At 71.6% G+C, this 12,803-nt stretch carries 15 protein-coding genes and 1 riboswitch; of the genes, 3 read left to right on the forward strand and 12 right to left on the reverse strand.

From position 1 onward, the window contains the following. Positions 1 to 76 precede the first annotated feature (76 nt). Positions 77 to 170: riboswitch (glycine riboswitch) on the reverse strand. Between the two features lie 146 nt (positions 171 to 316). From NYF13_RS32340 to NYF13_RS32355, 4 genes are all read right to left on the reverse strand, one after another. Then, entirely contained in the window at positions 317 to 1,084 is a 768-nt protein-coding gene (locus tag NYF13_RS32340) for a 3-oxoacyl-ACP reductase (RefSeq protein ID WP_315661722.1), read from the reverse strand. Positions 1,085 to 1,092: 8 nt separating this feature from the next. After that, on the reverse strand, positions 1,093 to 2,490 hold the full coding sequence (locus tag NYF13_RS32345; RefSeq protein ID WP_315661723.1) for an aldehyde dehydrogenase family protein: 1,398 nt from the start codon (positions 2,488 to 2,490) through the stop codon (positions 1,093 to 1,095). 83 nt (positions 2,491 to 2,573) lie between these two features. Further along, the gene (locus NYF13_RS32350; protein WP_315661724.1) at positions 2,574 to 3,299 is read right to left on the reverse strand and encodes a gamma-glutamyl-gamma-aminobutyrate hydrolase family protein; all 726 of its coding nucleotides are present in this window, start codon (positions 3,297 to 3,299) and stop codon (positions 2,574 to 2,576) included. Further along, positions 3,280 to 4,644, reverse strand: coding sequence for a glutamine synthetase family protein (locus tag NYF13_RS32355; RefSeq protein ID WP_315661725.1), 1,365 nt, complete (start codon positions 4,642 to 4,644; stop codon positions 3,280 to 3,282). Before NYF13_RS32355 ends, NYF13_RS32350 begins: the two co-directional genes overlap by 20 nt. A gap of 212 nt (positions 4,645 to 4,856) precedes the next feature. Here NYF13_RS32355 and NYF13_RS32360 point away from each other — a divergent pair, with 212 nt between their 5' ends. Beyond that, positions 4,857 to 5,378 (forward strand): general stress protein, encoded by a 522-nt coding sequence (locus tag NYF13_RS32360; protein WP_315661726.1) that lies wholly within the window; start codon positions 4,857 to 4,859, stop codon positions 5,376 to 5,378. A 292-nt stretch (positions 5,379 to 5,670) separates the two neighbouring features. Continuing rightward, on the forward strand, positions 5,671 to 5,910 hold the full coding sequence (locus NYF13_RS32365) for a hypothetical protein (RefSeq protein WP_315661727.1): 240 nt from the start codon (positions 5,671 to 5,673) through the stop codon (positions 5,908 to 5,910). Between the two features lie 37 nt (positions 5,911 to 5,947). Here the strand turns inward: NYF13_RS32365 and NYF13_RS32370 are convergent, their stop codons facing one another. The 6 genes from NYF13_RS32370 to mutM all read right to left on the reverse strand — a co-directional run bounded on the left by NYF13_RS32370 (position 5,948) and on the right by mutM (position 10,821). Next, positions 5,948 to 7,210: an HAAS signaling domain-containing protein gene (locus NYF13_RS32370; protein WP_315661728.1), complete on the reverse strand. Its 1,263-nt coding sequence runs from the start codon at positions 7,208 to 7,210 to the stop codon at positions 5,948 to 5,950. 82 nt (positions 7,211 to 7,292) lie between these two features. Further along, complete coding sequence (locus NYF13_RS32375; protein WP_315661729.1) at positions 7,293 to 7,616, reverse strand: PadR family transcriptional regulator; 324 nt, start codon at positions 7,614 to 7,616, stop codon at positions 7,293 to 7,295. Positions 7,617 to 7,703: 87 nt separating this feature from the next. Beyond that, on the reverse strand, positions 7,704 to 8,897 hold the full coding sequence (locus tag NYF13_RS32380) for an MAB_1171c family putative transporter (protein WP_315661730.1): 1,194 nt from the start codon (positions 8,895 to 8,897) through the stop codon (positions 7,704 to 7,706). Then, positions 8,894 to 9,463, reverse strand: coding sequence for a hypothetical protein (locus NYF13_RS32385; RefSeq protein ID WP_315661731.1), 570 nt, complete (start codon positions 9,461 to 9,463; stop codon positions 8,894 to 8,896). The genes NYF13_RS32380 and NYF13_RS32385 overlap by 4 nt, the downstream gene beginning before the upstream one ends. Before the next feature lie 3 nt (positions 9,464 to 9,466). Then, complete coding sequence (locus NYF13_RS32390) at positions 9,467 to 9,904, reverse strand: helix-turn-helix domain-containing protein (protein ID WP_177231612.1); 438 nt, start codon at positions 9,902 to 9,904, stop codon at positions 9,467 to 9,469. 53 nt (positions 9,905 to 9,957) lie between these two features. Further along, the gene (mutM, locus tag NYF13_RS32395; protein ID WP_315661732.1) at positions 9,958 to 10,821 is read right to left on the reverse strand and encodes a bifunctional DNA-formamidopyrimidine glycosylase/DNA-(apurinic or apyrimidinic site) lyase; all 864 of its coding nucleotides are present in this window, start codon (positions 10,819 to 10,821) and stop codon (positions 9,958 to 9,960) included. 63 nt (positions 10,822 to 10,884) lie between these two features. Between mutM and NYF13_RS32400 the strand changes: the two genes are divergently transcribed. Next, entirely contained in the window at positions 10,885 to 11,661 is a 777-nt protein-coding gene (locus NYF13_RS32400; protein WP_315661733.1) for an oxidoreductase, read from the forward strand. Between the two features lie 123 nt (positions 11,662 to 11,784). Here the strand turns inward: NYF13_RS32400 and rnc are convergent, their stop codons facing one another. Together rnc and rpmF are read right to left on the reverse strand one after the other, a co-directional pair. Beyond that, positions 11,785 to 12,546 (reverse strand): ribonuclease III, encoded by a 762-nt coding sequence (gene rnc, locus NYF13_RS32405; RefSeq protein WP_315661734.1) that lies wholly within the window; start codon positions 12,544 to 12,546, stop codon positions 11,785 to 11,787. 14 nt (positions 12,547 to 12,560) lie between these two features. Then, entirely contained in the window at positions 12,561 to 12,743 is a 183-nt protein-coding gene (gene rpmF, locus NYF13_RS32410) for a 50S ribosomal protein L32 (RefSeq protein ID WP_020661787.1), read from the reverse strand. Positions 12,744 to 12,803 lie beyond the last annotated feature (60 nt).

A 12,803-nucleotide genomic window follows, 5' to 3' on the forward strand; every position in this document is an offset into this window, starting at 1 on the left:
ACCTGAGAGTTTCACCGCGCACAGCACGGCTTTCACCTTGGGTGAGGCGCGGGTGCGCCTGCTTTCCAGAGTGGCCTCGCGCGAAGCGGTAGTGGGTACCTGAGAGATTCCGGGGAGTTTGCTCCTTCGGTGCCCCATGGTTTGACTGGGGGCTCTCCCGCTCCGGCTCGAACGGCCCGGTATTCAGTTGTGCATTCAATCGTGCGGCGATGCAGTTGTGGGGGTGCTGCGGTGCGGTCACCGTACCTGCCCCTTCGCGCGTCAGTCTACCCGTCTCGGCCTACGCCACACCTCGGCCGCACCCCCGGGCCCCGCGTCACAGCGGGGTCACGTACGCACCCGAGATCCCGCCGTCCACCAGGAACTGCGAAGCGGTGATGAAGCTGGCGTCGTCGCTGGCCAGGAAGGCCACCGCGGCGGCGATCTCCTCGGGCTCGGCGAACCGGCCGACCGGCACGTGCACCAGCCGCCGGGCCGCGCGCTCCGGGTCCTTGGCGAACAGCTCCTCGAGCAGCGGGGTGTTCACCGGGCCCGGGCACAGCGCGTTGACCCGGATGTTCTCCCGCGCGAACTGCACGCCCAGCTCGCGGCTCATCGCCAGCACGCCGCCCTTGGACGCGGTGTAGGAGATCTGCGAGGTCGCCGCGCCCATCACCGCGACGAACGAGGCGGTGTTGACGATCGAGCCCCGGCCCTGGCGCCGCATGTGCGCCAGCGCGGCCTTGCAGCACAGGTAGACCGAGGTCAGGTTGACCCGCTGGACCCGCTCCCAGGCCTCGATGCCGGTGGTCAGGATCGAGTCGTCGTCCGGCGGCGAGATGCCGGCGTTGTTGAACGCCACGTCGACCGAGCCGTATCGCTGCACGGCCGTGGCGAACAGGGCCTCGACCTGCTCGGCGTCGGTGACGTCGGTCGCCACGAACAGGCCGCCGACCTCGTCCGCGGCCGCCTGCCCCGGCTCCGGCGCGAGGTCGCCGATCACGATCTTCGCGCCCTCGCTCGCCAGCCGCCGCGCCGAGGCGAGCCCGATGCCGCTCGCGCCGCCGGTGATCACCGCGACGCGGCCTTCGAAACGCTGCACCATCTCTTCGCCTACTCTCCCGTGCTCAGGAAAACGTTCTTGGTCTCGGTGAACGCGGCCGCGGCGTCCGGGCCCAGCTCGCGGCCGAGCCCGGACTGCTTGAACCCGCCGAACGGCGTCCAGTACCGCACCGAGGAGTGCGAGTTCACCGACAGGTTGCCCGCCTCGATCCCGCGCGCGACGCGGAAGGCCCGCCCGACGTCGCGGGTCCAGATCGAGCCGGACAGGCCGTACTCCGTGCGGTTCGCCATCCGCACGGCGGCGGCCTCGTCGGTGAACGGGACCACCGCGACCACCGGCCCGAAGATCTCGTCGGCGGCGAGCGGGTCGGCCAGGTCCGGCGGGGTGACCACGGTCGGCGCGAACCAGTACCCCGGCCCGTCCGGCGCGCGGCCGCGGAAGGCGACCGGGGTGTCCCCGGTGACGTAGGAGGAGACCTTCGCGTGGTGCGCGGCCGAGATCAGCGGGCCCATCTCGGTCTGCTCGTCGCCCGGATCGCCGACCACGACCCCGCGCACGGCCGGTTCGAGCAGCTCCATGAACCGGTCGTACACACCGGACTGGACCAGGATCAGCGAACGGGCGCAGCAGTCCTGGCCCGCGTTGTCGAACACCCCGTACGGCGCGGTGGCGGCGGCCTGCTCCAGGTCGGCGTCGGCGAACACGACGTTCGCGTTCTTCCCGCCCAGCTCCAGCGTCACCCGCTTCACCTGGGCCGAGCAGCCCGCCATGATCTGCTTGCCGACCTCGGTGGAGCCGGTGAACACGACCTTGCGCACGCTCCGGTGCTCGACGAACCGCCGGCCGACCACGGAGCCCTGGCCCGGCAGCACCTGGAAGACGTCCTCGGGGAGGCCGGCTTCGCGGGCCAGCTCGGCCAGCCGCAGCGCCGTCAGCGGGGTCAGCTCGGCCGGTTTGAGCACCACGGTGTTGCCGGCGGCGAGCGCGGGCGCGAACCCCCAGCCGGCGATCGGCATCGGGAAGTTCCACGGCACGATCACCCCGACCACGCCCAGCGGCTCGTGGAAGGTGACGTTCACCCCGCCCGGTACCGGGATCTGCTGCCCGATCAGGCGTTCCGGGGTGGCCGAGTAGTAGTTCAGCACGTCGCGGACGTTGCCCGCCTCCCACCGCGCGTTGCCGATGGTGTGCCCGGAGTTGGCCACCTCCAGCCGCGCGAGGTGCTCGAGGTCCCCCTCGACGGCGTCGGCGGACCGGCGCAGCAGCCGCGCCCGGTCCCCCGGGGCCACGTCCCGCCAGGCCGGGAAGGCCGCCTGCGCCCGGGCGATGGCCGCGTCGGTCTCCTCGGCGCTGGTCTGCGCGACCGTCCGCACCACCTGCTCGGTGGCGGGGTTGACCACGTCGAACCCCCCCGACGGGCGCTTTCCCGCGGAGGCGGAATCAGACATCGCCGACGCACTCTTTCCCGCGGAGGCGGAATCGGGCACCGCCGACGCACTCCTTCCCGCCGAGGCGGGATCGGGCACTGCCATCACTTCTCCCTCGCTGCTTCGACCAGGGCCTGGAACAGCCGGACGTCGTCGGTGTCCTGCTCCGGGTGCCATTGGACGCCGAGCAGGAAGCCCGCGCCCGCCAGTTCGGCCGCCTCGATCGTGCCGTCGGCCGCGTGCCCGGTGGCGATCAGCCCGTCGCCGAGCCGGTCGATCGCCTGGTGGTGGTAGCACAGGGTTTTCGTCTCCGGACCGAGGATCGCGGCCGCCCGGCTGCCCTCGGTGAGCGAGACGGCGCCGGGTCCGAAGACCGCGGGCGCGGGCTGGTGCGCGGTGTCCCCGACGGTCTCCGGCAGGTGCTGCACCAGCGTCCCGCCGAGCGCGACGTTGATCACCTGCAGGCCGCGGCACACCCCGAGCACCGGCACGTCCGCCCGTCGCGCGGCGGCGAGCAGACCGAACTCGAAGGCGTCGCGCCCGGGCCGGGAGCGGGTGAGTGCGTGGGGATCGCGGCCGTACCGCGCCGGGTCCACGTCGGCGCCCCCGGTCAGCACCAGACCGTCCACAGTGGAGATCAGCCGGTCGTGCGCCGGGCTGACCGGCGGCAGCAGCACCGGGACGCCGCCCGCGGCCACCACGCAGTCGAGGTACACCCGGTGCAGCAGCGCGGCCTCGGTGTTCCAGGCCAGGAACCCGGCCTGCTCCAGGTAGCTGGTGAGGCCGATGACCGGGGCGCGGGTGGAAGCTTCAGAGCCGTTCGAAGCCACGGACCCGCTCCCAGTCGGTGACGGCCCGCTCGAACGCCTCCCGCTCGATCCGGGCGGCGTTCAGGTAGTGCTCCACCACGTCCTCGCCGAACGCGGCGCGCGCGATCTCGCTGGCCGCCAGCGTTTCGGCGGCCTCGCCCAGGGTGGCCGGCACGGTCGGCTTGGCCGAGGAGTAGGCGTTTCCGGTGAATTCCGGCTCCAGCGGCAGTGCGTGCTCGATGCCGTGCAGCCCGGCGGCGATCAGCGCGGCCACGGCCAGGTACGGGTTGACGTCGCCGCCCGGCACCCGGTTCTCCACCCGCAGGGATTCGCCGTGCCCCACCACGCGCAGGGCGCAGGTTCGGTTGTCGGTGCCCCAGGCGACGGCGGTCGGCGCGAAGCTGCCGGGCACGAACCGCTTGTAGGAGTTGATGTTCGGGGCCAGGAAGTAGGTCAGCTGGCGCAGCGCCGCCAGTTGCCCGGCGAGGAAGTGCTCCATCAGCGGCGTGAAACCGTGCTCGCCGTCGCCCGCCAGCACGGACCCGCCTTCGGCCGAGCGGAGGCTGATGTGGATGTGGCAGGAGTTGCCCTCGCGCTCGTCGTACTTCGCCATGAAGGTGAGGCTCTTGCCCTCCTGCGCGGCGATCTCCTTGGCGCCGTTCTTGTAGACGCTGTGGTTGTCGCAGGTGGTGAGCGCGTCGGCGAAGCGGAACGCGATCTCCTGCTGGCCCAGGTTGCACTCGCCCTTGGCCGACTCCGGGTACAGCCCGGCGCCCGCCATGTCGTTGCGGATGCGGCGCAGCAGCGGCTCGAGGCGCGCGGTGCCGAGCATGGAGTAGTCCACGTTGTACTGGTTGGCGGGCTTGAGGCCGTGGTAGCGCTGGTCCCAGGCGGCCTCGTAGCTGTCGTCGAAGACGATGAACTCCAGCTCGGTGCCCACGAACGCGGCCAGCCCTCGCTCGGCCAGCCGGTCGAGCTGGCGGCGCAGCACCTGCCGCGGCGAGACGGCGACCGGCCCGCCCTGCACCCGCTCGACGTCGGCGAGCACCATCGCCGTGCCCTCCTGCCACGGCACCCGGCGCAGCGTGGCGAAGTCGGGCCGGAGCACGAAGTCGCCGTAACCGCTCTCCCACGACGAGATGGCGTACCCGTCGACGGTGTTCATGTCGACGTCCACGGCGAGCAGGTAGTTGCACGCCTCGGTGGCGTGGCCGGCCACCTCTTCGAGGAAGTACTCGGCCGAGCAGCGCTTGCCCTGGAGCCGGCCCTGCATGTCGGTGATCGCCACGAGCACGGTGTCGATCGCGCCCGCCTCGACCTGCTCCCGGAGCGCCTCGAGGGTGAGGAAGCCACGCCTGCTTGCCATCGCACCGTCCAAAGGTTTGGATCCGATCCTTTGCGGGTTCTTCCTACCGGGTCGTCCCGGTGAGGTCAATCCAGTCAAAGGTACTTTTTTGAGCCATTGAACTTCTGCCGTGTATGTCCGGGTTGCCCGGCTGAGAAGAATCTGTGAATCGTGGTGGAATGGGACCAAACTCGCCCTCACTGGCGTTGTACGGGGCAAGAGAGGTGAGAGGGATGACAGAAGCATTCACGCAGACCACGGCGGGCCGGGCCCAGGCCCGGCCCCAGCTCCCGACCATGCCGACCGGCTGGCCGATCGGCTCCTACGAGTCCTACGAGCAGGCCCAGCTCGCGGTCGACCACCTCGCGAGCACGGACTTCCCGGTCACCGACGTGACGATCGTGGGCGTCCAGCCGATGCTGGTCGAACGCATCGCGGGCCGGATGACCTGGGGCAAGCTGCTCGGCAGCGCGGCCGCGTCCGGTGCGGTGTTCGGCCTGTTCCTCGGACTGGTCCTCAGCCTGATGAACCCGGGCGCCGGCCTGATCCCCATCCTGCTGGGCCTGGTCGCGGGCGTCGGCTTCAACCTGCTGTTCGGCGCCCTGGGCTACGCGGCGAACCGCAACAAGCGCGGTTTCGTCTCCCAGAGCCAGCTCGTCGCCCAGCGCTACGACGTGCTCTCCCAGCCCCGCAACGCGGAAAAGGGCCGTGCTCTCCTGGCCGACCTGTCGGCCCGCTCGGGCCTGCTGCACTGACGTTCACCCCTTGAGCCCGGGCCCCCGGTCCTGTGCCGGTGGCCCGGGCTTTCCGCTGCCCCCACTCGAGCGACTTCCGTCACCCACTGCCGACGCTGACCCTGTCGCCACGGCGCCGCTACCAGCGCCGTTCCCCCGGGGAGGCGGCAACCGTGCCCAGACCGCAGCACCGACCAGCACTCGTCCCGCCGCCGAGCGGCCGGGCACCCGGCTTCGACCACGCGTGCACCTGCATCGAGAAGCATGGGCGGCGCACCATCTGCCGCACCTGCGGAATGTCCTGCCACTGCCGGTGAGCCCCACCCGCCGCCGCGGGTTCAAGCCGACCTGCACCCACCGCTCGATCCCGTGGGAGGGCGCGCTCCCCCTCTGCGGCCGGCGTCCGTGCCTGTGGCGATGGTGGCGCCGGTACGGCCTTCCCGCCCTGGTCCTGATCCTCGCGCTGACCGTGTACTTCTCGATCGCCTACGGCCCACCGCCGTGCCCACCCGGCTGGGAACCCCTCGGCCTCGGCGATTGCGTCCGAAGGTGAGCAGCCCCGACCTCTGCTCCCCCGTTCCCGCGCGGCTCTACCTCGTGGGCGGAGCAGGACTGGCCGACGTGGCCGAAGCACTCGACGGGGTACTCGAAGGAGTCCCGGACGGAGTACGGGAGGGCACCGGGCTCGGCTTGGGGACGGCTGCCGCGAACGGGACGCCCGTCACCTCGTGGCAGTAGCCCCGGTAGCCGTTGTAGCCGTCGAGGTTGCCCCGCGAGTCCATCGTGCCCTGAACCAGCTGGGGGCGCGGGAAGCGGTTGTCCTCGCCGCGTCGGGCTTCCTCGCCGGTGTCCTGCTCGCAGCCGTAGCGGGTGATGGTGATCGGGCGGCCGTGTTCGTCGTACAGGTACACGTCGGTGAGCGGCTTGCCTTCGGTGTCGAACGCGTAGACGTTCTTCAGCTCCTCGGCGCCGTAGCGGAGCTGGTCGTTGCCGTACTGGTCCGAGGAGGAGTACGCGGTGGTGTACGGCGAGGTGCCCGACTGGCTCGAGAACGGGCCGGCCCGGTCGATCACCCGGCCGAACCCGCCGAGGCCGCCGCCGATCACGAAGGCCGAGATGGGGATCACGAGCCACAGCAGCCGGCGGTCGGCGCCGGTGCGCGGACCGGCCCAGACCACCGCGGCCGCCGCCGCGACCATGAACAGCAGCACCAGCAGCGAGTACGAGTGCCGTGCCATCATGAACAGCCCGAACGCCACCAGTACCACCGCGCACACCACCCACCACGCCGGTTTGAGCGAGCCGAGGTACTCCAGCGCACGGTTGCCCTTGTGGTCCTCGCGGTACTTGCGCGCGGTGTCCCGGACATACGCCGCTTCCGGCAGCGCGAGCACCGCTGCCACCCCGCGGCGGTGCAGGAACCACAGGCTCAGCGCGAAAACCGGCGCCAGCAGGAGCAGGGCCGCCAGCGGGGTCGCGTCGGCCGAGACCCCCGCGCCGAACGCGAGCAGCGCCAGCCCCGCGGCGCAGAACACCATGCCCCACAAGGCGAAGCGCGCCCCGAACAGGCCCTGGCCCCCGCTCGTCTTGAGCACCGCGGTCGCCGCTTCCTCACCCGGCGGCAACGGGTAGCCCCCGGACGACCGCAGTTCGGCGGCGTAGCTCTCCGGCGTGCCCAGCCGCTCGATCAGCGCCTCGACCCGGGCCGAAGCGCCCAGCTCCGTCTCCATTTCGGCCAGGTGCGGCCGGACGTCCTCCAGGATCTCTTCGACCTCCCCCGCGGGCAGGTCGGCGAGCGCGGTGCGGACCCTCGCCAGGTACACCCGCACAGCGGTGGGCTTCTCCGTACTCATGCTGCCTCCTGTGTCACTCGGGCCACCGGCCCCCGGCCGGTGGCGGTGCGGGTTCGCGGGGCCCGGTGAGGACTTCGCGCGCTCAAGCCGCCTCCCCCAGCAGATCGTTCATCGTCGACGCGAAGCTCTGCCACGTCTTCCCCGATTCGGCGAGCCGCGTCCGGCCCGGCTCGTTCAGGCTGTAGTACTTGCGGTGCGGGCCTTCCTCGCTCGGCACCACGTACGAGGTCAACAGCCCGGCCTTGTACAGCCGGCGCAGCGTCCCGTACACCGACGCGTCGCCCACTTCCTCCAGGCCGGCCACGCGAAGCCTTCGCAGCACGTCGTAGCCGTACCCGTCCTCTTCGCGCAGCACCGCCAGCACCGCCAGGTCCAGCACTCCCTTGAGCAGCTGACTGATCTCCACGACGCCCTCCAGTCCTACGCTTGAAACGGTACCACGCATAGCGCAGTAGTGCGCACAGCGGAGCCCCGATGGAGACCTGCTGACGCCTCAGGCCGTGACGCCCAGCTCCCGCTGGGCCTCGCCGCGAACCTGGCGCACCACCGCCGAATGCCGCCACGCCCGCGTCACCCGCACCAGCCAGGCCGCCTCGGCCAGGACGTCCGCGTCGACGGGCTCGCCGGCCGGTCCTTCGGCGTCGTCGGGCTGGTAACGGTGTCCCGCTTCGCTCGCAACGAGGGCGGCGGCCAGCGCCGCGGCTTCAGTGGTCACCACCAGGTCCGCCGCCGGCACCCCCGAGCGCCGCGCGAGCGCCTCCACCCGCGCGGGCAGGTGCGGGTCGAAGTACGGGCGCAGCGCGAGGTGCCCGTCGCGAATTTCGATCACGCGGCGGTACAAGGCGAACTCGACCCCGCCGTACCCACGCGCCGGATCGAGGGCGATTCCCGGCACGGCGTCGCGCAGGACTGTCCACAGTGGCTCGATCCGCCGGTAGCCGCGGTACGCGCGCAGCCAGCGCACCGGCGCGGCGAGGGACGGCCCCCACGCCGACAGCGTCGCACCCGCCACCGACAGCACCACACACGCCGCGCCCAGCACCGCCGACGGCAGGTCGTCCGTCGCGTCGACGCGGCCGATCCGCATGACTGTGCGGAGGTCGTCAAGGTCCCACAGCGTCCACGCCACCGCCGCGACCACGCCCGAGAAGATCAGCCACAGCCCCAGCCGAAGCGAACCTCCCCGGGCGCGCGAGGCGAAGCTCGCGAAGGTCACCGCCAGCAGGACCAGGCTCGGCACGCCGTAGAGGATGAACACCACCTCGTACGCGAAGTAGTACGGCCGCCCCGCTGAGGCCGCGTACGTGTAGGCGCCGGACCGGACCGGCGAGGCCCGGACGAACAGCACGGCCTCCGCCAGCAGCGCCACCCACGTCACCACCGCGTGCCAGCCGAGCTTCGCGCCGTCGCCCAGGCGCATCGAGCGAGCGAAAGCGACGGTGAACCCGATCGCGCCGATCTTCAGCGCGTCGCCGGCGAACGTCGCGAACTGGGCGTACCACGGCGAATGCCCGGTCAGGGCGTCCATCGCGGCCGTGCTCACGGTGATCCCCAGCGCGATGCAGATACCGAAGCCGGACAGGTACCAGAGCCGTTTCGCCGGCTGGTCGCGCCCGGCCTCCAGCAGCTTGGCGCTGAAACCGGCGAACCCGAGCACGCAGGCCAGGTACGCCAGGGTCTCGCTCACGGGTGGTGGCGGCGCGGCTTGCCGCCGAACAGGTTGTCCATCCGGGCCATCCCACCGGCGAAGCCGCTGCTCTCGTCGGCCTCGACCGCCGGCCGGGAGCCCGAGCCGCGGGCCACGCGCTGCGCGATGAGCGACGCGACCAGCTCGGCTTCCTGTTCTTCGACCGCCGTGTACGTGGTCCGGCCCAGCACCCGGCGGACGAGCTCCGCCGGCAGGCTGGGCATCAGCCGGCGGCCGATGGCGGAATCGATGGCCGCGCCGTCCGCGCCCGCGTCGGAGCCGAGGTGACCGCACAGCAGGTGCCCGACCTCGTGCAGCAGGATGTGCCGTCGGTGCAGTGCCGTGGTGTTCGTCGGGTAGAGGAGGTAATCGGCTCGCTCGGTGCTCATCAGCAGACCGCAGGGCCCGCCCGACGGGGTGTTCACCGGCATCAGCTCGATGGGCCGGCCCCGTTCGGCGGCGATGCCCGCCACGAAGCGCTCGGAGTCGAACGGCTCGGGCAGCGCGGCCGTCTCGGCCAGCCGGCGACACCTCCGCCACAGCTGCTCACGCTGCCGGTCCGGCACCGTTCAGCCCTCCTTCTGCGCACCGCCGCGGCCGGCCTCCCTCCGCGCGATCGCGTCGATCATGTCGCTGATCGTGTCGAGCCCGTCGGACGAGAGCGTGACCGCGCGCAGGGCCACGTCGCGGACCCCGGCGTCGCGCAGCGCACCCAGGAGGGCCAGCTCCTCGGCGATCTTCACGCTCTGCTCGTCGTCGAAGAAGTATGCCGGAGGCACGCCGAAGAACTGGGCGAGAGCCTCGAGATGACGCTTCGTGGGATTGTCGCGACGCCCCGTGCGCAGTTGCCAGAGGTAGGTGGTGGAGAAGCTCTCCCCCGTCGCCTCCCGGCAGGCGCGGGCCACCTCCTCGTGGCTGTACTGCTCACGGTCGGGCCGGCGCACCACGTGGAACAACTGATCGATCTTGCCGGAAAGCGAAGTCTTGCCGGACTCCGTGGCCACCATGCCCCGCCCCCTTCTGCTGCCATTCATCCTAGTTTACGTCCTCGGCGAATGCATCAACGCGAGCTGCGCGGCCTCGGCTGACAGCGTGGGCAGGAGTAGGAGGAGCGGTTCATGAACGGTTCGCGGCGGATCGCCGTCCCGCACCGGCGGCACGGCAGCCCTTCCTGGCCGTACGCGTCGAGCGAGCGGGAGAAGTACCCCGACTGCCCGTTCACGTTGACGTACAACGCGTCGAACGAGGTACCCCCGGCCTGCAGCGAGGAGTCCATCACCTCGGTGGCCGCCGTGACCAGCGCGCGGCCCTGCGCGGCGGTGAGCTTGTCCGCCGGCCGCGAACCGTGCAGCTTCGATCGCCAGAGCGCCTCGTCGGCGTAGATGTTGCCCACCCCGGACACGAGCGTCTGGTCCAGCAGCGCGCGCTTGATCTCCGTGCGCCGCGAGCGCAGCGCCCGCGCGGCCGCCGCCGGATCGAACCTCGGGTCCATCGGGTCGCGCGCGATGTGCGCGATGGTGCCGGGCAGCCGCTCGTCGTCGTCGGTCACCAGCTCGTCGAGGGCCAGCCCGCCGAACGTGCGCTGGTCGACGAACCTCAGCTCCGGCCCGTCGTCGGCGAACCGGAAGCGCACGCGCAGGTGCTTCTCGTCCGGCGCGCCCTCGGGCTGCACCAGCATCTGGCCGCTCATGCCGAGGTGGGCCAGCACGGCCTCGCCGTCGGAGAGCTCCAGCCACAGGTACTTCCCGCGGCGGCGGGCGGCCTCGATGCGCACTCCGGCGAGCCGGCCGGTGAAGTCCTCGGCCCCCGGCCCGTGCCGCCGGATGGCGCGCGGGTGCAGCACTTCGACCTTGCTCACGGTGCGGCCGGCGGCGTGGGCCTGGAGGCCGGCGCGGACGACCTCCACCTCGGGTAGTTCAGGCATGGTGTCATTCTGCCCGCCGGGTGCGACAGTTCCGGAGCGGGCGCCGTCACTACGCTCTCCGGTATGGCTGAGGAAAGCGGACTGAGCGGCAAGCGGGTACTGGTGACGGGCGGGACCCGCGGGATCGGGCTGGCGGTGGTGCAGGGGTTCGCCCGGGCGGGCGCGACCGTGCTGGCCAGCGCGCGCACCGAGGCCGAACTGCCCGACGGCGTCCGCTTCATCGCGGCCGACGCCCGAGACCCCGCGGACCTGACCCGCCTGGCGCGCGAGGCGGAGCGGCTGCTCGGCGGCGTCGACGTGCTGGTCGACAACGTCGGCACGAGCAAGGCCCACCTCGAAGGCCCGTTGTCGGCGGGCGACGAGGACTGGCTGGCCGCGCTGGAGACGAACCTGCTCAGCGCGGTCCGGCTGGACCGCGAGCTGGTGCCGGGCATGATCGAACGCGGCTCGGGGCTGGTGGTGCACGTGACGTCCACGGTGAACCGGTTTCCCCAGCCCTTCGGCGTGGACTACGCCGCTTCGAAGGCGGCGCTTTCGACGTACAGCAAGACCTTGGCCACCGCGGTGGCGAGCAAAGGCGTGCGCGTCAACCGGGTGTCCCCCGGCCTGACCCGGACTCCGCTGGTCGAATCCGGACTCGCGGAAATGGCCGCGAAGGCGGGTATGGACTACGAAACGGCGAGAAGCGCCTTCATCGCGGCCATCGGCGGCATCCCGCTGGGCCGGCTCGGCGAGCCGGAGGAGATCGCCGCGATGGTGGTCTTCCTGGCCTCGGACGGCGCGAGCTACATCACCGGCAGCGAGCTGATCGTGGACGGCGGCCAGTTGCAGGTGGTCTGACCGGGGTCCGGACGGCAAACCCCCGCCGGCCCCCGCACCCGGTCCCGGAAACGCCGAAAGCCCGACGCGACCACCCGGGACCGGGAGTCGCATCAGGCGCGGCGGAAGAAACAGCGGCGGGGCTCAGCCTTCGGTCGCGGGCCGGCCCTGGCTTTCGCCCTCGGTGCTCAGCTCCGCGGAAAGCGCCTGCCAGGCCGTCTCGGCCGCTTTTTGCTCGGCTTCCTTCTTCGTGGTGCCGGAACCGTGGCCCAGGGGACGGCCGCCGATGAACACCGTGGCCGTGAACTCCTTGCGGTGGTCCGGTCCGGTGTCTTCGACGCGGTACTCGGGCACGCCGCGCCCGGCCGACGCCGTGAGCTCCTGCAGGCTGGTCTTCCAGTCGAGGCCCGCGCCGCGCAGCGGGGCCTCGGCGAGCAGCCCGTCGAACAGGTGGTGCACCAGCTTGCGGGCGATCTCGATCCCGTGCGCCAGGTACACCGCGCCGATCACGGCCTCGAGGCCGTCGGCCAGGATGCTCGCCTTGTCGCGGCCACCGGTCAGCTCCTCGCCCTTGCCCAGCAGCAGGTGCGCGCCGAGACCACCCTCACCGAGGGCGCGGGAGACACCGGCCAGCGCGTGCATGTTGACCACGCTGGCCCGCAGCTTCGCGAGCTGCCCCTCGGGCAGGTCGGGGTGCGTGGTGTAGAGGTGGTCGGTGACGACCAGCCCCAGCACCGCGTCGCCCAGGAACTCGAGCCGCTCGTTCGGCGGCAGGCCACCGTTCTCGTAGGCGTACGAGCGATGGGTCAAGGACAGCCGAAGCAGCTCGGGGTCGATTTCGACCCCGAGCGCTTCGAGCAAGGATGCGGGATCCGCCGGTGCGCCACCGGTCGGCTTGCCCCCCATGTCCGGCTGCCCGATCAGGCGGGCTCGACGACCTGGCGGCCGTTGTGCTGGCCGCACGCTGGGCACGCGATGTGCTGGAGCTTGGGCTGGCGGCAGGCGCGGTTGGAGCAGGGCACCAGCTGAACCGGAGCCGCCTTCCACTGGCTGCGGCGGGAGCGCGTGTTGGATCGCGACATCTTCCGCTTCGGGACGGCCACGAGTAGATCTCCTTAAAACGGTCTGCTCGCGCCTGGCGAGCGAACTTTCTTCTCCCGGAT

The sequence above is a fragment of the Amycolatopsis sp. PS_44_ISF1 genome (genome assembly GCF_032335455.1).
Classification (GTDB): Bacteria; Actinomycetota; Actinomycetes; order Mycobacteriales; family Pseudonocardiaceae; genus Amycolatopsis.